This is a genomic window from Micromonospora sp. ATLC16 (assembly GCF_057196645.1).
This window is the reverse complement of record NZ_JBXUOW010000002.1, coordinates 137,945-160,073: the sequence shown is the minus strand read 5'-3', so window position 1 is coordinate 160,073 and position 22,129 is coordinate 137,945. Positions and strand designations below refer to the sequence as shown.

19 protein-coding genes and 2 pseudogenes are annotated in these 22,129 nt (G+C 68.9%); 13 read left to right on the top strand and 8 right to left on the bottom strand.

Annotated elements, in window-relative coordinates:
* Positions 1–97: 97 nt before the first annotated feature.
* The gene (locus AC2CHE_RS02065) at positions 98–1,462 is read right to left on the bottom strand and encodes an extracellular catalytic domain type 1 short-chain-length polyhydroxyalkanoate depolymerase (protein WP_484503154.1); all 1,365 of its coding nucleotides are present in this window, start codon (positions 1,460–1,462) and stop codon (positions 98–100) included.
* A 217-nt stretch (positions 1,463–1,679) separates the two neighbouring features.
* Between AC2CHE_RS02065 and AC2CHE_RS02060 the strand changes: the two genes are divergently transcribed.
* A complete protein-coding gene (locus AC2CHE_RS02060; protein WP_484503153.1) occupies positions 1,680–3,317 on the top strand; it encodes a glycosyltransferase 87 family protein in 1,638 nt (545 codons plus the stop codon).
* Positions 3,318–3,320: 3 nt separating this feature from the next.
* Here the strand turns inward: AC2CHE_RS02060 and AC2CHE_RS02055 are convergent, their stop codons facing one another.
* Positions 3,321–3,491, bottom strand: a complete 171-nt coding sequence (locus tag AC2CHE_RS02055; RefSeq protein ID WP_484503152.1) for a hypothetical protein — start codon at positions 3,489–3,491, stop codon at positions 3,321–3,323.
* Between the two features lie 390 nt (positions 3,492–3,881).
* On the opposite strand from AC2CHE_RS02055, the gene AC2CHE_RS02050 reads away from it, so the two are divergent.
* Positions 3,882–4,457 carry an STAS domain-containing protein gene (locus AC2CHE_RS02050; RefSeq protein WP_484503151.1) on the top strand — a complete coding sequence of 192 codons (576 nt, stop codon included), beginning with the start codon at positions 3,882–3,884 and terminating at the stop codon, positions 4,455–4,457.
* Between the two features lie 131 nt (positions 4,458–4,588).
* Here AC2CHE_RS02050 and AC2CHE_RS02045 read toward each other — a convergent pair whose 3' ends face one another.
* From AC2CHE_RS02045 to pgi, 4 genes and pseudogenes are all read right to left on the bottom strand, one after another.
* Complete coding sequence (locus tag AC2CHE_RS02045; protein ID WP_484503164.1) at positions 4,589–4,888, bottom strand: BON domain-containing protein; 300 nt, start codon at positions 4,886–4,888, stop codon at positions 4,589–4,591.
* A gap of 220 nt (positions 4,889–5,108) precedes the next feature.
* Positions 5,109–5,306 (bottom strand): annotated as a pseudogene (locus tag AC2CHE_RS02040) (YciI family protein); the annotation flags it as partial.
* Positions 5,303–6,157 (bottom strand): annotated as a pseudogene (locus AC2CHE_RS02035) (RNA polymerase sigma factor); the annotation flags it as partial. The pseudogenes AC2CHE_RS02040 and AC2CHE_RS02035, both read right to left, overlap by 4 nt.
* A 30-nt stretch (positions 6,158–6,187) precedes the next feature.
* Entirely contained in the window at positions 6,188–7,822 is a 1,635-nt protein-coding gene (gene pgi / locus AC2CHE_RS02030; protein ID WP_484503150.1) for a glucose-6-phosphate isomerase, read from the bottom strand.
* A gap of 231 nt (positions 7,823–8,053) precedes the next feature.
* Between pgi and AC2CHE_RS02025 the strand changes: the two genes are divergently transcribed.
* Positions 8,054–9,490, top strand: a complete 1,437-nt coding sequence (locus tag AC2CHE_RS02025; RefSeq protein WP_484503149.1) for a glucose-6-phosphate dehydrogenase — start codon at positions 8,054–8,056, stop codon at positions 9,488–9,490.
* Positions 9,491–9,559: 69 nt separating this feature from the next.
* On the opposite strand, the gene AC2CHE_RS02020 is transcribed toward AC2CHE_RS02025, so the two are convergent.
* A complete protein-coding gene (locus tag AC2CHE_RS02020) occupies positions 9,560–11,005 on the bottom strand; it encodes a cellulase family glycosylhydrolase (RefSeq protein ID WP_484503148.1) in 1,446 nt (481 codons plus the stop codon).
* Between the two features lie 225 nt (positions 11,006–11,230).
* Between AC2CHE_RS02020 and AC2CHE_RS02015 the strand changes: the two genes are divergently transcribed.
* The 4 genes from AC2CHE_RS02015 to AC2CHE_RS02000 all read left to right on the top strand — a co-directional run bounded on the left by AC2CHE_RS02015 (position 11,231) and on the right by AC2CHE_RS02000 (position 15,571).
* A complete protein-coding gene (locus AC2CHE_RS02015; protein WP_484503147.1) occupies positions 11,231–12,100 on the top strand; it encodes a hypothetical protein in 870 nt (289 codons plus the stop codon).
* Between the two features lie 177 nt (positions 12,101–12,277).
* Entirely contained in the window at positions 12,278–12,580 is a 303-nt protein-coding gene (locus tag AC2CHE_RS02010) for a hypothetical protein (RefSeq protein ID WP_484503146.1), read from the top strand.
* A gap of 295 nt (positions 12,581–12,875) precedes the next feature.
* On the top strand, positions 12,876–13,481 hold the full coding sequence (locus tag AC2CHE_RS02005) for a response regulator transcription factor (RefSeq protein ID WP_484503145.1): 606 nt from the start codon (positions 12,876–12,878) through the stop codon (positions 13,479–13,481).
* A 368-nt stretch (positions 13,482–13,849) separates the two neighbouring features.
* A complete protein-coding gene (locus AC2CHE_RS02000; protein WP_484503144.1) occupies positions 13,850–15,571 on the top strand; it encodes a fatty acyl-AMP ligase in 1,722 nt (573 codons plus the stop codon).
* A 34-nt stretch (positions 15,572–15,605) separates the two neighbouring features.
* Here AC2CHE_RS02000 and AC2CHE_RS01995 read toward each other — a convergent pair whose 3' ends face one another.
* Positions 15,606–16,550 (bottom strand): alpha/beta hydrolase, encoded by a 945-nt coding sequence (locus AC2CHE_RS01995; protein WP_484503143.1) that lies wholly within the window; start codon positions 16,548–16,550, stop codon positions 15,606–15,608.
* Positions 16,551–17,308: 758 nt separating this feature from the next.
* Here AC2CHE_RS01995 and AC2CHE_RS01990 point away from each other — a divergent pair.
* Genes AC2CHE_RS01990 through AC2CHE_RS01965 form a run of 6 tightly spaced genes read left to right on the top strand, consistent with a single transcriptional unit; the run spans position 17,309 to position 22,123 of the window.
* Positions 17,309–18,280 carry a hypothetical protein gene (locus AC2CHE_RS01990; RefSeq protein WP_484503142.1) on the top strand — a complete coding sequence of 324 codons (972 nt, stop codon included), beginning with the start codon at positions 17,309–17,311 and terminating at the stop codon, positions 18,278–18,280.
* A gap of 41 nt (positions 18,281–18,321) precedes the next feature.
* Entirely contained in the window at positions 18,322–19,200 is an 879-nt protein-coding gene (locus AC2CHE_RS01985; RefSeq protein ID WP_484503141.1) for a diiron oxygenase, read from the top strand.
* Positions 19,197–19,445 (top strand): phosphopantetheine-binding protein, encoded by a 249-nt coding sequence (locus AC2CHE_RS01980; RefSeq protein WP_198413196.1) that lies wholly within the window; start codon positions 19,197–19,199, stop codon positions 19,443–19,445. The genes AC2CHE_RS01985 and AC2CHE_RS01980 overlap by 4 nt, the downstream gene beginning before the upstream one ends.
* Entirely contained in the window at positions 19,442–20,269 is an 828-nt protein-coding gene (locus AC2CHE_RS01975) for a class-II aminoacyl-tRNA synthetase family protein (protein ID WP_484503140.1), read from the top strand. Before AC2CHE_RS01980 ends, AC2CHE_RS01975 begins: the two co-directional genes overlap by 4 nt.
* Positions 20,269–21,237, top strand: coding sequence for an NAD(P)H-dependent flavin oxidoreductase (locus AC2CHE_RS01970; RefSeq protein ID WP_484503139.1), 969 nt, complete (start codon positions 20,269–20,271; stop codon positions 21,235–21,237). Before AC2CHE_RS01975 ends, AC2CHE_RS01970 begins: the two co-directional genes overlap by 1 nt.
* A 52-nt stretch (positions 21,238–21,289) precedes the next feature.
* Entirely contained in the window at positions 21,290–22,123 is an 834-nt protein-coding gene (locus AC2CHE_RS01965) for an alpha/beta fold hydrolase (protein ID WP_484503138.1), read from the top strand.
* Positions 22,124–22,129: the final 6 nt, after the last annotated feature.

Below are 22,129 nucleotides of genomic sequence, written 5' to 3'. Positions count from 1 at the left end.
TTTTGGGTGGGGGCTGTAACTTGTGGGGGGTGGCGGCGCGGGTGTCGGTACGCGGTAAGCCTAAGGCACACCGGGCCGATCCGGACGAGGGCTACGGTCAGTTGACCGTGCAGGCAGTGCCGTTGAGGGTGAACGAGGACGGGCTGGCGGTGTTGCCGCTGTGGGTGGCCTGGAATCCGATGGTGACCGAGCCGTTGGGGGCGATGGTGCCGTTGTAGGAGACGTTGCGGGCGGTCACCGCCCCGGAGGTCGGCGAGTAGGTCGCGTTCCAGCCGTTCGTGATGGTCTGCCCGGCGGGCAGGGTGAACGCCAGGTTCCAACCGTTGATCGCTGTGGCACCGGTGTTGGTGATGGTCGCCGACGCGGTCAGCCCGGTGTTCCAGGCGTTCACCGCGTACCCGACCCGGCAGCCCGTGCCGGGCGGCACCGTCGGCGGCGTGGTGGGCGTCGGCGTGGGAGTGACCGTCGGTGTCGGTGTCGGTGTCGGTGTGACCGTGGGCGTGGGCGTGGGCGTGGGGCTGGTCGGCGTCGGCGTGGGTGACGCGGCGTCGAGTCCGAGGAACCGGATCGCCTGCGCGGCATCGACCGGTAGGTTGTGCGACACGCCCTGCATGCTGATCGCCTCGACCGGTGCCTCACCTCCGGAACCGCCGTAGCGGGTCCGGGTGTAACCCGGCTGCGGGCTGTCGGTGAAGGTCGGGGTCTGGCTCAGCCCGTGCAGGTTGGTCCACTGCTTGATCTGCTCGCCGAAGTTCGGGTAGCGCAGGATCTCGTCGTTGGTGCCGTGCCAGATCTGCATCCGCGGCCGTGGGCCGATGTACCCGGGATAGGCGTTGCGGACCAGGTCTCCCCACTGCTGCGGGGTGCGGCTGATCTGCCCGTTGGCGCACTCGCTGTTCCACTCCGAGCCGCCGGTCGTGGCGAAGCAGCCGAAGGGCACCCCGGCGAAGGCCGCGCCGGCGCGAAACACGTCCGGGTAGAGCCCGAGCAGGACGTTCGTCATCATCGCGCCGGACGAGGTGCCCGTCGCGGCGATCCGGGCCGGATCCACTGAGTAGCGGCTCCGGACGTGCTCCACCATGGACATGATGCCTACCGGGTCGCTGCCGCCGCCACGACGCAACGCCTGCTGCGAGTAGACGTCGAAGCACTGGCTGCTGCGGGTCACCGACGGGTAGATCACGATGTAGCCGTACTGGTCGGCCAGGCGGGCGTACTGGGTGCCCGAGTACATCGCGGGCCCGCTGCCGGTGCAGTAGTGGGCCACGACCAGCAGGCCCGGCCGTGGCGCGACCCGGTCCGGTACGTAGAGGTACATGCGCAGGTTGCTCGGGTTGGTGCCGAAGTTCGTCACCTCGGTCAGCGTCGCCGCCGACGCCGATGTCGGGAGCGACAGCGCGGCTAGCGCGGTCAGGACGATGGTTGCCAGGGCGGCGCACCACAGTCGGATCGCTCTTCTCATGGAACGGGTCCTCCGGACGGAAGGGGACATGGTGATGTTCCGATCGAGGGCTGCCCGGTGCCCTACCTCGTCCGGCTCTCAGAACATCGACGATTCTCTTCGCCTGCGCGCGGCGTCACAAGGTGTGGTGGGGCAGCCGCGCTGAGCGGTGGTGGTGCCGCGCCGAGCGGTGTGCCACCTCGCGCCCAGCGGTCGCGGGCACAGCTATCCTCTTTCCATGCGGGATCGTCGGGCGGCGCTGCTGTGGGTGGGATTCGCGGTCGCGGCAGTGGTCTCCGTCGCGCTGGTGCTGCGGCGCCCCGATCGCCTGTCCGACCTGCACATCTATCACGGAGCGCTGACCGATCTGCGGGCCGGGCGTCCGCTGTACGAGTACGTGGCACCGAACGGCGGGCCGTTCACGTACCCGCCGTTCGCGGCGCTCGTCCTCTGGCCGATCACGACCGTGCCGCTCGGCGTGGTCGAAGCGCTCTGGCTGGCGGCGACCTGTGCCGCCGTGGTCGCCATCGCCGTACCTGTCGGTCGCGCCCTGGCCGAGGGCCGCACCGCCATGCCGAGCCGGGGCGCGGCCGGAAATCGCGTGACGACGTCGGCGTCCGTCAGCATCGCGGCGGTCGCGGCGGTGCTCATGGTCGCCGCGCCGGTGCAGAGCAACCTGCGGTTCGGTCAGGTGAGCATCTTCATCGTGCTGATGGCGCTGCTCGACGGGGTCGCGTCGCCGTCACGGCTGCGCGGTGTGCTGGTCGGTGTGGCGGCGGCGATCAAACTGACGCCGCTGCTGTTCGTGCTCTATTTCCTGGCCTGCGGCCGGTACCGCGACGCCGCCCGCGCGCTGGCCGCCTTCGTCGGCTGCGGGGCGCTCGCCCTGGCCGTCCTGCCCGCCGAGAGCCTGACCTACTGGGCGGGCACGGTCACGCAGACCTCCCGGATCGGCGACCTGGCGTCGCTGGGCAACCAGTCGGTGCACGGAATGCTGCTTCGTGTCGGCATGGACGAGGCGTTCCTTCCGCTGGTCTGGGCCGCCTTGGTGGTCGTCATCTGTGCCCTGGCGTTGCTCCGGGCGCGGGCGCTGTACCGGCTGGGGCGACCGGGGCACGCCGCCGTGCTGGTCGGCTGCGCCACGGTGGCCGCATCCCCGGTCTCCTGGACCCACCACCAGGTGTGGACCATCCTGGCCGCAATGCTGCTGGTGGGTGCCGTCGGCGTGACCCGGCGGGTCGGCGGTGCTCTGCTGCTGGCCAGCATGGTGCTGTCGCTGGGTGTTGTGCTCGCCCCGGTGTCGATGCGACCCGGCGTGCAGTTCCTCTTCGAGAACGCCCGTGCCATCGGCACCGTCGCGCTCTGCGTGGCAGGGTTCGGTGCGGTCGCTCTCACCACGGCCCGCACCCATACCAACCGGGCCTTCCGGCGAGGGTGGCTGCGGGTCGGCGTCGCGTCTCTCGGCGCACTGGCGTTCTTCGCCGTGCAGCCGTTGCCCGCCGGGGTCGATCCCACCTTCAAGGCATACCGCCTCGCGGACGTGGTCAACTCGCGGTACTTCTTCGTCTGCCGGGGGCCGGTGGAGTGCGCCCGCTACGGCACCGATGCCCCGGTCACCTTCGGCACCCGCAGCGAAAAGACCAAGGTGCGCGTCAACGGCGTGGTCTCCGACCAGGTGGCGCGGCTGGACTACCACTCCGCTCCGGGCGGTCCGCCACGCGCCATCCCGCTGCTGGCCGCCTATCCCGGGGTCCGGACGTTCTCTTTCCGTTCGGCCACCATGGCTCACGGGAAGCTGATCGCCTATTCCGCCGACGGACGCGCCCTGGCCCGCTACGACGACGAGCTGACCGCCGCGGTACGAGCCGCCGGGTAGCCGCTACTGCTCGCCGTCGATCACGTTGGTGTCGCCGTCGTGGGAGTACGTCACCGGCGGGTGCTCGTCCGGTAGCGGCGTCTGTGCCGGGTTGTGGTGCGGGTCGCCGTCCGGGGAGAACAGCACCGGGTCGGTCTTCGCGCTCTTCTCGCGCTCTTCCTCCGGCTCGGTCACGACCCGCTCCTCACCTCGTGGGCATACCCTCCGACGCTATCCACGGCGCACGGCACGCCGCCCCGATCGGCTGCCGTTCCACCCGATCGGGGCGTACGGCCTGCGTCGCAGATCCCGACCGCGGTTGAACGGCGGCTGCCGGTGCACCTGGTTGGCGATGATGTGGAGATAGATCGGGCCGGCGTCGCCTGGCGCATACAGGGATCAAATAATCTCTCTACTTCTATCATCCCAAAGCAGACGAAGTGTGCGACATCGTCGTCGCCCATCCGACCCGCAAGCAGCGCGAAGGCGATTCGTCACCCAACCGTCATGTGTCCGCGCGGTACCCGCCACCTGGCCCCGGCAGGGTTGGGACTCCAACCCCTCCGACCTGGGAAGGAGCGCGCCATGGCTGTCGTCCTCGATGACCACCTGGTCACCCTGACCTGTGACAACTGCGGTGACACGGTCGCCGGGCCGCGGACGCACTCCGAGGCGGAGGTGGTGTGGCCGCTGGTGTCGGAGCACGGCTGGAGCGGTTCCCCGCTGGCCGACGGCCCGCACCGCTGCGCGCACTGCACCCAACTCGGCCCCGCCGCTGCCGGCGTACCCGGTGGCATTCTCGGCATCGAGCACCTCGGTGCCGTCACCGTGGTGACCGTCGCCGGCGATGTCGACCTCGACACCGGTGACACCCTCGGCATCGCGTTGCGGCACGCGGCCGACATGGGTGGGCACGTCCTGGTGGACCTCGGCCGGACAGATCTTCTCGACTCCACCGCCCTCGGGCTGCTCGTCCGCGCTCATCGTGGCGCCACGGAACGTGGCGCACTGCTCTGCGTGGCGTCGACCTCGCCGCTGATCCGTCAGGTGCTCCGGGTCACCCGGCTGGACGAGGTGTTCCCCGTCGCGGAGACCCGCGCCGACGCGCTCGCCCTCCTGCAGAGCCGCACCACGGATACGGATCCCGCGGCCTCCGCGTAGATTCGCTTTCCCTGGCCTGAGAACGGCCGTACCAAAAGCCGACCCGATCACCCGCCGTAGCCGACCCGGTCGCCAGCCGGTGTCCGGCCCGTCCACGGAACCGGTGCCGGGCGCCGTGGACGGGCCGAAGTTCAGCGGCGGCCCCGCCGGTGGCCGGCCAGCCGTAGCGCGTTGCAGACGTCTGCAACGCCCTCGACGTCCCAGGCCAGATCGCCGGCGGCACGACGGGTCTCGGCGCTGGCGACCAAGCCGGTGAGGATCACCACCCGGTTCTGCACCATCACCGTGATCTGTTGTCTACGGGTCGACCAGTCGGCGCTCAGCCGCTGGGCGACCAGAGCGGCGAGCCGGACATCCTCGTCGTGGTGCTGCGGCTCGTCCCACAGCGCGCGGAAGGAGTGATCGTCGGGCATCGGCCAGGGCCACGGCATCACCACAGCGGTCTCCTTCGTCGTCGATGCCGGCGACTCGACGCGCCGTCCCGATCGACCACCACCTTGCGCAATGACCTTGGAGTCGACCGCACGGTTGGATGACAGTTGGATGACAGTCACGGTGGCGTGCTGGTCGGCGGCCGGGCGACGAAGTCCGGGCACCCGCACCTGACCCATTGGGCCAGAACGGACCGAAAGACAACCGAACGGCGGAAGGTCAGCCTCGTCGGCCGGCCTGGCGGAGCATCTCGTCGGTTTCGGGGTCCGGTACGAGCTGCCGCACCTCCTGCGCGCACCGGCAAGCGACGGCGATCTTGGCGGCCCACGCCAGCGCCTCCTCGCGTTCCGCCACGTCGACGACCACGAATCCGCCGATGACCTCCTTCGTCTCCGGGTACGGGCCGTCGGTCACCAGCGCCCGGGGGGCTCACCGCCGGCCGCCACTACCTTGATCCGTTCGTGGAGCAGCGCGTTGCCCTCGGCGATGCGGGCGCGGTCCCAGGCGCTGCGGTCCTGCTCCGCAAGGGTCAGCAGCTCACCGGTGCGGGACACCCGCGCCGGCCGTCGGGCGTCGGTGAGCAGCATCAGGGCGAGCAGGCCGGCCACCTCGCCGTGGTCCGGGAGAAGGGTTCGGAGCAGTCGGCCGAGGCGCACCGCTTCGTCTCCCTCGCTGGCGAGGTACCCCTCGTTGAAGACGAGGTAGACGACGGCGAGCACACCGACGAGCCGCTCGCCGATGTCGTCGGCAGCGGGTACCCGGTAGGGGATGCCCGCTGCCCTGATCTTTGCCTTGGCGCGGGTGATCCGTCGCGCCATCGCGCTCTCCTGGACCAGAAAGGCGCGGGCGATCTCGCCTACGGTGAGACCGCCGAGCAGGCGCAGCGTCAGCGCCACCCGGGCCTGAATCGCGAGCGCCGGGTGGCAGCAGGTGAAGACCAGCCTGAGCCGGTCGTCCTCGATCGGGCCGGTCGGCTCGGCCGGGGTGTCGTCGTGGACGATCCGGGCCGCCCGGTGCTTGGCGTCGCGCTGCGAGTCGCGACGAAGCCTATCGATCGCCTTGCGGGTCGCGGTGGTGGCGAGCCAACCGCCGGGACTGGGTGGTACGCCCTCGTGCGGCCACCGCTCCACGGCCGTCACGAACGCCTCGGCCGTCGCTTCCTCGGCGACATCGAGGTCAGCGAAGCGGCGGGCGAGGCTTGCGACCACCCGCGCCCACTCCTCCCGGTGGGCACGGGTGATCGCCTGCGCAACGGTCAGATCAGCCACGATCACCCAACCCTCGGACGGTTCCCGGGCTCAGTCCCGCTGACGCTGGACGCGGTAACGGCGGATCAGCGCGGCGGTGGAGGAGTTCAGTTCGGCAAGCTCGGGTCGGTCGCCGGTGAGCAGCGGGGCGAGCTGGTTGGCCATCACCTTGCCCAGCTCGACACCCCACTGGTCGAACGGGTTGATGTCCCAGATCGCGCCCTCGGTGAGCACGATGTGCTCGTAGAGAGCGACCAACTGGCCGAGTGTGGCGGGGGTGAGCCGGTCGGCCACGATCGACGTGCTCGGGTGGTTGCCGGCCATCACCCGGTGCGGCACGAGGTCGGCCGCGGTCCCCTCGGCCGCGACCTGCTCGGCGGTCCGCCCGAAGGCCAGCGCCGCGGTCTGGGCGAAGAAGTTCGACATGAACAGGTCGTGCATGTCGCCGATGTCGTGGTTGGGCTCGCTGAAGGCGATGAAGTCCGCCGGCACCAGCCGGGTGCCCTGATGCAGCAGCTGGTAGAAGGCGTGCTGGCCGTTGGTGCCGGGCTCGCCCCAGAAGATCTCCCCGGTGTCGTACGACACCGGGCGGCCGTCGGTGCGTACCGACTTGCCGTTGCTCTCCATGGTCAGCTGTTGCAGGTAGGCGGGGAACCGGTGCAGGTACTGCGAGTACGGCAGCACCGCGTGGGTCTGCGCGCCCAGGAAATTGGTGTACCAGACGTTGAGCAGGCCGAGCAGGACCGGCGCGTTGCCGGCCAGCGGTGCGGTCCGGAAGTGCTCGTCCACGGCGTGGTACCCGGCCAGCATCTCGTCGAAGCGCGCCGGCCCGATGGACAGCATCACCGACAGGCCCACCGCCGAGGGCAGCGAGTACCGGCCGCCGACCCAGTCCCAGAAGCCGAACATGTTGGCCGGGTCGATGCCGAAGTCCGCCACCCGCTGGGCGTTGGTGCTGACCGCGACGAAGTGACGGGCCACCGCGTCGGCGTCGGCGTCGAGGCCGGCCAGCAGCCACCGCCGGGCCTGCTCGGCATTGGCCAGGGTCTCCTGCGTGGAGAAGGTCTTCGACACCACCACGAACAACGTGGTGGCCGGGTCCAGGTCGGCGGTGGTGTCGTGGATGTCGGTGGGATCGATGTTCGACACGAAGCGGCAGCTCAGGCCCCCGTCGCGGTACGCCTTCAACGCCTCGTACGCCATCACCGGCCCCAGGTCGGAGCCGCCGATGCCGATATTGACCACGGTGCGGATCCGCTCGCCGGTGTGCCCGCGCCACTGACCGGAGCGCACCTTCTCGGCGAACTCGGCCATCCGGCGCCGTACCGCGTGCACGTCGGCCGCCACGTCCTGCCCGTCGACGGTGAGGGCGGCGTCGGCCGGCAGGCGCAGCGCGGTGTGCAGCACCGCGCGATCCTCGGTCCCGTTGATGTGGGCGCCGGCGAACATCGCGGCGATCCGGTCGGTCAGCCCGACCCGCTCGGCCAGGGCGGTCAGCAGGCGCAACGTCTCGTCGGTGACCAGGTTCTTGCTGTAGTCGACGTAGAGGTCGGCCACCTCGACGGTCAACCGCCGGCCGCGGTCGTGATCGGTGGCGAAGAGGTCCCGCAGGTGCGTCCCACGGATCTCGTCGGCGTGCTTGCGCAGGGCCTGCCACTCGTCGGTGCTGGTGACGTCCGCAGCCATCGGATAGATCGTCTCCTCGCAGGGTCGGACACGCCGCCGGCCTCGTCCCGGCCGACGGTGGGACCAGACTGCCACATGAAGATCGGCTCGCCAGCTCGACACCACGACCGGTGGGATTTCCGGACCCCACCGGGGTGACGATCCGCACGGACCCGGATGCGGTGCGCGAACGACCGGCGAGTCAACGGGGTCCGGTGCGTGCCGGTCACCCGGACAGGGCATGGTGGTGGCATGACGACGCCGGCATCGAGCGCCCCCGCAGCTGTCCCCGCAGAACCCGCCGCCACCGGCGTACGGCAGACCCTGCTGGTGCTCGGCGCCAGCGGTGACCTGACCGGGCGGTTGCTGCTGCCCGGACTCGGCCGACTGGTGGCCACCGGGGCGGTGCCCGGGTTGCGGCTGATCGGCAGCGGCATGGATGGCTGGGACGACGAGCGCTGGCGGCGTCGGGTGAGCGACTCCTTCGGGGCCGTCGGCGCGGTGGGTCCGGCGGAGTCCGAGGTGATCCGGGAGACGCGCTACGTGTCGGCCGACGTGACGCGCGAGGAGGACCTGCGGTCGCTGCTCGGCTGCTGTACCGGACCGCTGGTGATCTTCTTCGCGCTGCCGCCGCTGGTGACGGCCCGCTCGGCCGCCGCGCTGGCCCGCATCGGGGTGCCGCCCGGCACCCGGCTGATGCTGGAGAAGCCGTTCGGGGTCGATCGGATCTCGGCCCGTTCGCTCAACGAGCTGCTGGCCACCCTCGTACCGGAGCACCAGGTCCACCGGATCGACCACTTCCTCGGCAAGTCGACGGTGCTCAACCTGCTCGGCCTGCGCTTCGCGAACCGGATCTTCGAGCCGGTGCTCAACTCCTCGCACGTGGCCTGCGTGGACATCGTCTTCGACGAGACGCTCGGCCTGGAAGGGCGGGCGGGCTACTACGACGGTGCCGGGGCGCTGGTGGACATGGTGCAGTCCCACCTGCTTCAGGTGCTGGCCCTGCTCGCCATGGACCCGCCGCCGACGCTGCGGGCCGAGGAGGTGCGGGGACGCAAGGCGCAGGTGTTGCGGGCCACCCGGCTGTGGCACGACGATCCGGTGACGGCCAGCCGGCGGGGCCGGTACACCGCAGGAGAGATCGACGGGCGGCGGCTGCCGAACTACGCCGACGAGCCGGGCGTCGACCCTGCGCGGGGCACGGAGACGCTCGCGGAACTGGCGGTCACGGTGGACACCTGGCGCTGGGCGGGAGTGCCGTTCCGGCTGCGCTCGGGAAAGGCGATGGACACCGTACGCAAGGAGGCGATCGTCACCTTCAAGCAGCCGACCCGGGTGCCCGACGGCCTGATCGGCTACGACCGGCCGGATCGGCTCCGAATCGGCTTCGGACCCGATCAGCTCGGCCTGGACCTCAATGTCAACGGTCCCGGGAATCCCTTCGAGCTGGAGCAGGTCAACCTGACGGCGGACTTCGGCCCCGGCGAGTTGCCCGCGTACGGCGAGGTGTTGCGCGGCGCCTTCGAGGGCGATCCGACCCTGTCGGTCCGCGCCGACGTCGCCGAGGAGTGCTGGCGCATCGTGGAGCCGGTGCTGGCTGCCTGGAAGGCCGGTGCGGTGCCGCTACAGGAGTACCGGGCGGGCTCTGCCGGGCCGGCCGATTCGCTGATCGGCCCGGGCCCGACGTGACCTGAGCCGGCGCACCAGTGCGGCCCCGGCGCTGAACCGCCGGGGCCGCGTGGTGGTGGTGCGCTCGGATCAGCTGGTGGGGAAGTTGTCCGGGGTGCGGATGCGGTCGCGCATGAACGCCCCGGAGGTGGTGAGCACCGAGGTGCCGGTGTAGGTGCTGCCGTTGCAGGTGCCCGGCCGCAACGCGGCGCTGCCCTCGGCCTTGTCGGAGAAGGTCCAGTTGGCGTAACCGATCTTCAGCCGGTCGAGCAGGTCGAGCCATTGTGTGCTGCTGGTCAGGTCGGCGGCGCCGTCACCGGTGTAGTCCACAGTGCCGAACTCGGTGACGAACAGTGGCAGCCGGGCGGCGGCGCGCTCCACCTCGGCCCGATAGTTGTCCTTGTGGGACGCGGCGTAGAAGTGGAACGTGTACATGATGTTGCTGGCGTTCACCGGGTTGTTGACGATCTCGGAGTGGTTGGCGCTCTCGGAGACGCCCAGCGAGGACCAGGCGCGCGTGCCCACGATGATCACCGCGTCCGGGTCGTTGGCCCGGATCACCGGGATGACCTGCTCGGCGTAGTTCTTGATGGTGGACCAGCCGACGCCGTTGGGCTCGTTGGTGATCTCGTAGATCACGTTGTTCTTCGCGGCGTGCCGGGCCGAGACGGTGGCGAAGAAGGTCTTGGCCCGCTCCAGGTTGTACATCGGGTCGCCCGGGGTGAGCGTGTGAAAGTCGACCATGGCGTACATCCCGCGCCGGGTGGCCTCCTCGACCAGGTTGTTGACCCGGTTGGTGAAGCCGGCCGGGTCGGTCTCGTAGCCCTGTTCCTGCACGTACATCGCGATGCGGAACAGGTCGGCGCGCCAGTCGGTGGCGAGCGCGTCGAGTGAGGCCGGGTTGTAGCAGTTGCCGAACCACTGGATGCCGTGGCTGCTCATGCCGCGCAGCTGAATCGGTCGACCGTACTGGTTGCAGAGGTTGACCCCGCACACCCGCAGCTGCCCGTTGATGCTGACCGGGGTCTGGGTGCCCGGTGGCGGCGGGGTGGTCGGTGGGTTGGTCGTCGTCGGCGGCGTGGTGGGCGGCGGGGGAGTGGTCGGCGTGGTCGAGCCCGTGCACACGGTGCCGTTGAGCATGAACGAGCTCGGTGACGGGTTGGCGCCGGTGAAGCTGCCGTTGAAGCCGATGGTGGTGCTGGCCCCGGTGCCGAGCGAACCGTTCCAGGTCATGCTCTGCGCGGTCACGGAGCTGCCGCTCTGACCCCAGGTGGCCGACCAGCCCTGATTGAGCCGCTGGCCGCTGTCGGGAAAGCTGAAGCCGAGCGTCCAGCCGTTGACCGGGTCGCCGAGGTTGGTGACGGTGACGCTCGCGGTGAAGCCGTCGGACCAGCTGTTCGTCGTGTAGGCCACGGAACAGCCGGCCGCGGCCATCGCGCTGGTGGTGGGCAGGACCGTCAACGCGCCGAGGGTCAGTGCGCCGACGGCGCCAGCCGCGACCAGCAGGCGCCGTAGGCGGCGTGGGGGTTGCTTCATCGTGGACCATCGCAATCCGGTCGTGGTGGTGGGTACGGCACCCGGGCGACAAGGCACGATGATGCCGGGAGCGCTCCCGCGGCAGCCTACGATGGTGCGAAACGATAACGCAATATTTCGATGCATCGAAGCGTGGGATCAACTGTGGCCCCGGGACTTGCGCTCCTCACTACCCTGGCTGTGATCATCGGCCAGGTAACCTCACGACTTCGACAAGGGCATCAGATGAGTGACAGCCACCCTCCGTACGGTGGGCAACAGCCGGATCCGAACGCCGCCCCCTGGGGCACACCACCCGGCTCCCCGGTCGGTCCGCCGGGCCCGCCGGTCGCTCCGGCCGGTTACCCCTCGCCGTACGGTGCGCCGGTGCCACCGCCGCCTCCGCCCTACGGGCCACAGCCGACGAAGTCCTCGAACAAGGGCCTCTGGCTCGGTCTGGGAATCGGTGCGGCCGTGATGGCGATGCTCGTCGCCTGTGGTGGCGTCATCGGCTTCTTCGTGCTGGCCGGTGACGATGAGGGGGAACCCGTCGCGGGCCAGCGGAGCGACGCGCCCGGCGCCCCGTCGATCGCCCCGCCTGCGGAGGAGCAGCCGGACAACAACAATGCGGTCACCGCCCGTAACTCCAGCGACATGTCCGCCGTGTGTGAGAGCAGCCCGATCCTCAACGCCGCGCCCTACACCGGGGCCAAGGGCACCAAGGTCTACACGTTCGCCAACTCCCCGGAGCGTCCGGAGTCCTGGCTGAGCAAGTCCGTCGGCTTCGACAAGCCGTACTACGCCAAGACCGCCGAGTGGGCATCGGTCTCCGTCGTCGGCTGTCTCACCTTCGAGCAGGGCAGCGAGGGCACGCCCCGCAAGTGCCAGTACAAGGACCGCGACGACAAGCAGGTCACCGTCGACTACGTGTCCTCGCGCTACACGCTGACCTTCTACGCCGCCAAGACCGGCGAGAAGATCGGTGAGGGCGGCCGGGTCAACGCCCCGGCGGTGCGGTGCCCGAGCTTCATCTCCTACAACAAGGAGACCATGAGGGCGTACGCCCAGCCGGACAGAGGTGCCATCGAGTTGGCGCTGGACAAGTTCACCTCCTGAGTCATCGGCATCCCGGGTGGGTGGGGCGTACGCCGTTCGTCCCGCCACCCAGCTGAGGCGGCGGGCGGGTCGGCGGTACCGGTGAGGCGCGGACCGTGCGCCGTTCCTCCGGTGGCGATGTCGGGGTCGGCGGCTAACCTCTCGGCATGCCGCGACCGGTGATCTCGGGGAGAGGCGATGGCTGACGCCTCCGACGTACGCCGGCTGGCTCTGGCGCTACCGTCCTACCCCGAGCGGCGGCCGGGCAAGCCGCGCGTCATTCGCACCGACATCGCCGTGCTGTACGTCGGCGACGAGGCCGAGAAGCAGGCGCTGCTCCTCGGTGAGCCGGCACTGTTCTTCACCACCCCGGCCCACGACGGGCTTCCCCTGGTCATGGTGCGCCTGGCGGTGGTCGCCGTCGAGCGGCTCGATGAGCTGATCACCGACGCGTGGCGGATGCGCGTGCCGGACCATCTGGTGACCGGTCGCCTCCCCTGACTCGGACGCCGACAAGGCGACGTGGCGCGGCTGTCCGCCACCGCCTCGGGTTGGCGGTGCCGCGATCTTGACGACCCCTGGTCCGATAGGCAGAAGGACGGACATCTATCGCGAATTTGACATTGTCACGCTTGTCGCAATCTTGAGCCAGCGAATGTCCACAGTGGTAGCAATTTGCACGTCCGGCACTGTCAGATATCGACCTTCAGATTTTCGTACGCGTGTGACATTATGACGTCGAGGGTGCGCGCTGGGCCCCCAACGGCGCGGTCGGGGAACCGTCTGGAGGGAATAAGTGGCAATCGATGTGCTCGTGTCCGACGTTCTGCATCTGTCCCGTTTTGCGCTCACTGCCCTCTTGGGGCAGGAGGAGGAGTTTCGCGTCGTCGGATCCATGAGTAACTATTTGGATGCGTTGGATTTCGCCGAACTGCACCGGCCCGACGTGGTGATCATCAGCTTTCAGCGCGAGGAGAGCGACGCGGTGGCGTTCGCCGAGAAGGTGGCGAGCGTCCCGGGTTGCCGAAGCATGTTGCTCGCGACCTCGTTCACCCGGCCGGTCGTGCGCCGGGCCTTCGCGGGAGAGATCGCGGGGCTGGTGCAGCGCGATGTCCCGCCCCGCCAGTTCTTCGACGCCATCCGTCGCGTCCACCTCGGCGAACGCGTCTTCGACGCGGAACTGACGGTGGCCGCTCTGGGCAACGGGGACTGCCCCCTCACGCCCCGCGAGCTCTCGGTGCTCACCCACGTCTACCAGGGGGACACCGTTGGTGAGATCGCGGCTCGGCTGCGCCTCTCCGACGGCACGGTGCGCAACTATCTGTCGTCGGTCGTCGCGAAGCTCAACGCGCGCAACCGGATCGACGCGCTGCGGATCGCCCGGGAGTCGCACTGGATCTGAGCGAGTCGGGTGAGCCGCCCGGTCCATTCAGCAACTCCGGTTGGATTTCTTTGGGGAACCTTTCCTTGCCGCGAAGGGCGGCTTTATGCTGGCGAAGCTCCGGTGTGTGACGCACCGCATCCGGATGCATTTCTAATACTCGGGGTGTGCATTTTTCATTAGTGGTGTTGGTTCGGTGGATGACGCATGCGGCCGGTGCTAGCCTGCTGATCGAAGCGGTTCTCCGTTCAACCGACGACACATGACGCAACCAACGCGTCTTCCGTCGTTCGCTGACTTCCTGGAGCGCCTCGCAGGTCATTCGCGGTGCTGACGGTTCGTGCACACGGCAGGGATTCGTGCACACGGCAGGGAGAGGAACCGGGGCAATGATGGATCTGTCGCTCACCGCGAGTGCCGCCACCGCGATCCGTAGGCACGCCCAAACGACACCGGAGCGCACCGCGCTGATCGTTGTCGACGACATCGATCGTCCCGACGGTCACCGGCGCTGGTCGTTCGCCCAACTGGATGCCGAGGCAAGGAGGATCGGGGCGTGGCTTCAGGCCCGTCACCCGGCCGGCGACCGGGTGCTGCTGTTGTATCCCACCGGCTTCGACTTCGCTGCGGCGCTCGTGGGCTGTCTCTACGCCGGGATGGTCGCAGTGCCGGCACCGCTGCCGGGCGGTTATCCACATGAGCGGTCGCGCGCCCGAGGGATCGCCGCGAACGCCGGGCCGTCGGCGGTGCTGACCGACACGGCCAACCGCTCTGCCGTCCTGACGTGGGCGCAGTCGATCGGGTTGACCGACCTACCTCTGCTGGCCACCGACAGTCCCGCCGTACCGGAGGCGGAATCGTGGTCCCCCAGCGAACTCGACCACGACACACTCGCGATCATCCAGTACACCTCGGGCACCACCGGCGAACCCCGGGGCGTGCCGGTCAGCCACGGCAACCTCCTGCACGACGTGGAGAACCAGCGCCGCGTGTACGGGCTGACCACCGAGACCAGGCTCGGCGGCTGGGTCCCGCTGCACCAGGCCATGGGACTCTTCGGTCACCTGATGCCGGCCCTGCTGGTGGGCGGCGGCTGCGTCCTGATGCACTCCGCCGCCTTCATCCGGCAGCCGCACCGCTGGCTACGCATGATCGACAAGTATGACATCCAGGTGTCCGCCGCCCCGGACTTCGCCTTCGAGATGTGTCGCGCCAGGGTCACCGACACCCAACTGGGCGGGCTGGACCTGTCTCGGTGGCGTATCGGAGTCAACGGAGCGGAACGGGTGCACGCCGAGACGCTTGAGGCGTTCGCGAAGCGGTTCGCTCCGGCCGGGCTGCGCGACGACGTGGTGTGCCCCTGCTACGGCCTGTCCGAGGCGACGCTGTTCGTCTCGGCGGACCCGTTCCGGGAGGCCGTCGTGACCAGGGTCGACGAGCATGAGTTGGAGCGACACAGGTTCACTCCCACCGACGCGGGTCCGGGTGTGGTCAGCTGTGGCACGCCGCGCCACGTCGAGGTGCTGATCGCCGACCCGACCACCGGTGTGGCACTGCCCGCCGGGACCATCGGCGAGATCTGGGTACGCGGTCCCAGCGTCTCCCGTGGCTACTGGCGCGACGAGGCCGCGACCGACCGGACGGTCACAGTCGACGGCTATGTCCGCACGGGGGATCTCGGCACCATCCACGAGGGTGAGCTGTACGTGACCGGGCGAACGGCCGAACTGCTCGTCGTGGCTGGTCGCTGCCTCTACCCGCAGGAGATCGAGCGGACGTTGCGGGCACAGGTTCCCGGTCTGGGCATCATCGGTGCGGTCTTCACCGTGCCGCGGGGCGAATCCAGGTCCGGCAACGCCCTGGTCGTGGTCTCCGAGATCAACGGACGGCCGTCCGAGGACCGGCTGCGCCACCTGGCCGACGAGATCACGCGTACGCTGACCCGCGAAATCGGTGTCCGACCCGACGGGATCGTCCTGCTGCGCCGGGGCGGCGTCCGGCGCGCCACGAGCGGCAAGGTCAAGCGTGCGGAGATGCGTCGGCTGTTCCTCGGGGACGGCCTGGACCCGGTCTACACCGACTGGCAGCCACTGGTGACCGCGACCTCGTGATCGCGTCCGGCCGTCCCGATGAGGTCGCGGCCGATCATGAGGTGGGTCGGCGGGTGGAGGTGAGGACGGCGTCGATCTCCCGAATGACCTGCTGCGCGTTGGTCGCCGCGGCGGGCACGATGTCCTGAATCAGAAACGAGCCGTGCACCAGGCCCGGCCCCGGCACGTGCCGGGCGGGCACGCCGGCGGCGTGCAGGCTCGTCACCAGCAGTTCGCCCTCGCGCTGCAGCGGGTCGAACTCGGCCGTGGCGACGACCGTCGGCGGTAGACCGTGCAGGTCCGCGCGCAGCAGGTCGACGGCGGGATCGTTCCGGTGCCGTGGATCGGGAAGGTACTGCTCGTAGCACCAGGTCAGGTCGTCGACGGACAGCAGGTACCCCTCGGTGTGCGCACCGGCGGCGGCGATCCGCAGGCTCGGGTCGACTGGCGGATACATCAGCAGTAGCGCGGCGATGCGCGGGTCGTCGTTGGCACGGGCGTCGAGGGCGACGCCGAGGGCGAGCTGGGCGCCCGCGCTGTCGCCGGCGAGCACGTGGTCGCGGTCGGGGAACGTCCGGCCGGTCCAGCGCGCGACCGAGATGGCGTCGTGCAGGGGTGTGGGATACGGAAACTCCGGCGCCCTGCGGTAGTCGGCGGAGACGACGACCGCGCCCAGTGACGCCGCGAGCACCCGACAGGCCAGGTCGTGCGTGTCGAGGTCGCCGGTCACCCAGCCGCCGCCGTGCAGGTAAGTGATCACCCGGTCGGTGTCGGATCGTGGCGTGTACACCCTGGACCGGATCGGCGTGCTGTCCAAACTGTCGATCTTCTCGTCGACGACGACCGTTCGATCCGGATCGCTGCCCTGGCGCCGGGGACGGATGGCACTTGCCCGGTAGCGCTCGCGGGCCTGCTCGACCGGCATCGTACGGAGCGGGGGCGGCGCACCGTCGGCATGTTGCCAGGCGATGAGACTGCGCAGTATCCGATCCAACGGCATGTTGGCCCCTTCGATGGCTTGGTTGGGCGACCGTGGCCCGCCGATCCGCGCCCGCCACGCTGCACCGCGACGACGCGTTGGGCGTCCGCTGTGCCGCACCATACGATACCGGCGCCGATTCGAAATGCGACCGTGAGAAATGCACATAGGGTGAGCTGCCTTGGAGATGTCACATTTCTGCGAGAGTCGGCAATCCGACGTGGCGAAGAGGTGCCGGCTCCGGGGCTTCCGTGCAACCTGCAAGAACAAATATTACACCCGTTGTGGATCCCGGCCCGGGGCGGTTCCGGCGGTGTTGTCGGCGCTACACCGACCGGTGGACCGATCTTCATTCCGTATCCATAACCTTTGGATTATGTGACCCTCGCCACATAGTCGTCGGTGGCCCGCTGTGAGTCGGGTGCCCGACTCTGGCAGAGGCGCCCTGAGCTGCCCCTACGTGGCCGTAGAGATGCTTATCCGCTGGTCGTGGGAGTGTTTGCCGGTGAGGCCGTCGAAGGCTGCTGTCGGCGTCTACGGAGGAATCGTCGCAATCGCGCGATGCGTGGGAAGCGCACAGTGGCATATGCAGAATTAATGGATTGCGTGACGTTGAGCGAGTGGTAGCGTGCGTTGGTGTTCCGCAGGGTCAGGCAGGGCCCGGCTGAATGTAGCGAATCATACTTATGGCCCATTGTCGGGTGTTTCGTAATCCTGTGCGGTCGTGACCGGCGTTGACCCGGCCGCAGACCCGGTTGGAGCTGCCTGGGGGAGAGATCGTGCCACAGCAACAAGCGACTGAGTGTCCGCCGTGGGAAAAAGTCGCCGAATCGATCGAATTCGTTCCCAACGAGTTCTCGCGCAAGACGCAGCCGGAGTCGGTGGCCCGGGAGATGCTGCACTGCGACTCGGCCGATGTTGATCGACTGGTCGATGCCGGTCTGCCGGTCGAGGAGCGGGACGGCGTACGTTACTTCGACCCCAACGACCTCTACAACCTCGGCATGTACTCGTACCGGTCGAACACGCAGCCGGAGCTGGCGTTCCGGATGCTGTTCCGGTTCGCGGGCCGGTCGCTCGACGACCTGCTGCGGCCGAAGACCTGGAGCTTCCGGGTCCGACTGGAGTGCCACGAGTGCTCGGGGGTGGCGCCGTGGCGGCTGGAGGGGCCGGACGTGGTCCGGTTCGGGGGCCAGCTGGAGGAGATCGCGCCACTGACGCCGAGCGAAGGGTCGGCGGAGTACGTCGCGACCGTCACCAACACCGGCGCGCGTACTCCGCTGGTTTCACCGACCCTGCGCACGTTGACCCGCGACTACCTGCACGCCGGCTACCGCTGGCAGATGATCCCCGTGCCGATGCAGGCCGACTACGCGCTGGTGCACGAACTCGGAGTGACGAGCTGCATCGCGGCGAGCCTGCTGCTGGCCGAGCGGTTCCGCGCGGCGGGCTACCGCGCGGAGGCGAAGCGCGGCTGGTTCACCGGGGTGCTCGGCGGCGCACTCGACCTGCCGCACGCCTGCGTCGAGGTGACCGACGACGACGGGGTGACCAAGACGGTCGACATCGCCAAGGCCCAGCTCGCGGCGCGCTTGTCCGCCAACACCGAGCAGTTCCAGGAGCTGTGCCTCGGCTCGATCTACAACAAGGTCATCCCGTCGACCGCTGCCGGCAACGCATCCTTCGGACACCACGAATGTGGGTCGGCACGGCCGGCGCTGTTGCGTGCCGACATCAGGTCGGTGCGGTGAACCTGACCTCTTGAACCACCTATCGGGGAGGACGACTGACAATGGCGGTACGAGAGATCGAACCGATCGAGCTGGAGCTGGACCGGCTCGAGCACATGGCCGAGTCCGGCTACTACAACCCGTACACGTTGTTCGACTGGCCGGACGCCATCGAGCCGGACATGCCGTGGATGAGCGAGAGCCTGACCACCCTCGCGGGCACGCCGATGTGGGACGAGCTCACCCGTGAGCAGCAGATCGCGTTGACCAAGTACGAGGCCATCAACTTCTTCAGCCTCAACATCCACGGCATCCGCGAGCTGATGAGCGAAGTGGTGATGCGCATCCACGAGCGGGCCTACGCGAACGTCTCGGAGTTCCTGCACCACTTCATCGGTGAGGAAAACGAGCACATGTGGTTCTTCGCGCAGTTCTGCCTGCGCTATGGCGGCAAGCTGTACCCGGCCCAGCCGTCCCTGCAGGCCGACTCGGTGGAGCACCTGTCGCAGGTGGCCCGCGAACTGGTGGTGTTCGCCCGCATCCTCATCTTCGAGGAGATCGTGGACCACTACAACGCGTACATGGCCACCGACGAGTCGTTGCCGCACATCGCCCGTGAGATCAACCGGGTGCACCACCAGGACGAAAGCCGGCACGTGGCATTCGGGCGGATGGTCTTCACCAACCTGCTCGGTCAGGTGGCCAAGCGCGACCCGGCCGAAGTGCCGCTGGTCGCCGAGTACCTGGAGAACTACCTGCGGTACAGCATCGCCACGCTCTACAACCCGGCGGCCTACCGCGACGCCGGCATCCCGGACGCTTTGGCGCTGCGCCGCCGCGCACTGGAGCATCCGGCCCGACACGCCGCGCACGAGCGGGTCCTCAAGCGGACGCGCAGCTTCCTGACGAAGGCCGGCGTGGGCAGGGAACTGGTCAAGTGAGGACCGAACCGATGCAGGCGGTGCGGGAGTTCATCCTGGACCGCAATCCCAAACTCGACAAGCTGGACGACGACCTCGACCTGATCGACAGCCGGGCGATCAACTCACTTGCCTTCGTCGAGTTCATCTTCCTGCTGGAGGAACTGACCGGCGAGTCGATCGACCCCGAGGAACTCGACCTCGACGACTTCCGCACCCTCAACGCGATCGGGGCGCGGTTTCTGAAGCAGAAGGCGGCGTCATGACTACCGTTACCGACAATGGCCTGCGGGTCCTCGACGGCGGCCAGCTGCGATTGCTGAGAGCGATCGACGCGGTGTTCCGGCGACTCGGGGACGGCTGGAGTGCCGAGGAGTTCCGGTTCCCGTTCCTGCTGCGCACCCGCGACCTGGACACCTTCGACTACTACGACAACTTCCCGCATCTGGGGTTGGCCGCCGCTCGGCTCGACCCGGAGCGGGTGGGCACCCTGCTGGCTGGGGCGTCCCGGCCGTTGGAACAGGTGCCGGCCGACGTGCTGCGGCCCGCCGAGTTCGCCCTGCCCTCGGCCGCCTGCTACGCGATCTATCTGGACGTGGCCGGGTCGGTGCTGCCGGCAGACGGGGTCCTGCGGACCACGTTGGGCACCTGTTTCCGCAACGAGGAGCACTACGACGGCCTGCAGCGGCTGCTCGGCTTCTCCATGCGGGAAATCGTCTTCATCGGCCAGGAGGAGGGTGCCAAGCAGCACCTCGGTCGGGCCAAGGACGCGGTGCTGGCGCTGTGCGCCGAGCTCGGCCTAGACGTCAAGCTCGAGGTCGCCACGGATCCGTTCTTCGACAAGAACAGCGGCAAGGCGAAGATGCAGCGGTTGTTCCCGGTGAAGGAGGAGTTCGTCGTCGACGGCCTGGCCATCGGCTCGGTCAACTACCACCGGAACTTCTTCGGCGAGCGGTGCGAGATCCAGGCCGGCGCCGACACCGCCCACACCAGCTGTCTGGCGTTCGGCGTCGAGCGGTGGGTGCACACGCTTACCGCGCGCTTCGGTGGTGTCGAGGCCGCGCTGTCCGCAGTGGAGAGCCTGGGCTGATGCGATCGAGCGTGGCGACGGTGCTCGGCACCGACGTGGCCCTGCTCCAGTCGGGCATGGGTGGCGTCGCGGGCACGGAGCTGGCGTGCGCGGTCTCCAACGCCGGAGCGGCCGGCTGCGTGGGCGGCTACAAGCTGATGGGTGAGGCGCTGTCGGTGGTGCTGAGCCGGATGGTCGCGGGCACGTCGCGACCGGTCGGGGTGAATTTCATTCCGGAGGTGGTCGGTCCCGACGACCTCGACCGTCAGGTGGCGCAGGTGCTTGCCGAGACGCCGCCGCACGTCTACGTGTCGCTGTTCGGCATGCCCGACGAGACGGTGTTCGAGCGCGTCGCCGCCACCGGCCGGGTCCTCGTGGTCCAGGTCGGCACCGTGGACGATGGCGTACGGGCGGCGGAACGGGGCGCTGTCGTGGTGGCGCAGGGCATCGAGGCAGGTGGACACCTGCTCGGTGTGTCGCGTCGCGACGAGTTGGTCGCCCGGCTGCGCGACCGGGTGCCCACCGCCTGCGTCGTCGCGGCGGGTGGCATCGGGTCCCCGGCCGACGCCGAGCAGGCGATGACCGCCGGAGCCGACGGCGTGCTGCTGGGTACGGCGTTCGTCGTGGCCCGGGAGTCCTGGGCCCACCCCCACTTCAAGACGGCGGTCTGCGCGGCGGACGGCGCCGACACAGTGATCACCGACGTCTACGAGATCGGGTGGCCGGGTCGGCGGCACCGGGTGCTGGCCACACCGGTGACCGAGGACCCGGGGCAACCGAAGAAGTTCATCGGCCGGACGACGGTCGAGGACCGTTCGTACCTGGTGCCCCGCTTCAGCGCCGCGGTGCCCACCGTGGCGACCACCGGCCGCATCGAGGAGATGGCGATGTACTGCGGCCTGTCGTGCGAATCGGTCTCCGACGAGACATCGGCAGCCGATGTCGTCGCCGGGTTCGCCGGCGTACTTCCTGCTGCTCAACGCATTTAACTGGGATAAGGGGGATGCTGTGTCTGCTGGTGAGGTTCTCGAGCGTCTTGAGGTGGCGTACCGCGAGGATGCGGTCCGGGCCCGTGGGCGGGAGGGTGTCGAGCTGTACTACGAGTCGACCGGTGCCGGTCCGGTCGTCCTGACGCTTAACAACTTCTTCATGACCACTCCGACGTGGCGGGTGTTCACGGACGAGCTGTCGGTGGGCCATCGCGTGGTGAGCTACGACCTGTGCGGTCATGGCCGGTCGTCGCACCCGGAGAAGTACCCGACGTGGGACGAGCACGTCGAGGACGTCGTCGGGCTGCTGGATGCGCTCGAGATCGACCAGGCGTACCTGTTGTCGACCTCGATCTCCACGGTGCTGGCGCGGGATGTGGCCCTGAAGCACCCGGACCGGGTCAAGGGGATCGTGCTGGCGGGGCCGGCGCTCGGCCCCCGGGGTATGCGTCGCCATCGTCTGGTGCAGCGGGCGTGGCTGCTGACGCTGGAGCAGCACGGGATGGCGCCGCTGTACGCGCACCTGTACCCGGAGGTGTTCGGCGCGGAAATGATCGAAGAGTTGGGCACCCCGGGTTTCCTCGGACTGCGGGAGAGCTTCCTGGCTCTGTCGACGAAGGAGGATCTGGTCAACGGGTTGAAGCTGGCACTGACCGGCGAGACGAGCGCGGACGTGTTGGCTCAGATCGAGGCACCGACCCTGGTGGTCATTGGTGACGACGACGTGTTGCTGAGCCTTTCCGGGGCCAAGGAACTGGCCGAGAAGTTTCCCAACGGTCGCTACGAGATCATGCCGGGAGCGGGCCACCTGCCGTTCCTGGACGACACGGCGGGTTTCCAGGCGTTGGTCGCGAAGTTCATCGACGAGGTCGAAGCCCGTGCCTGACCAGGT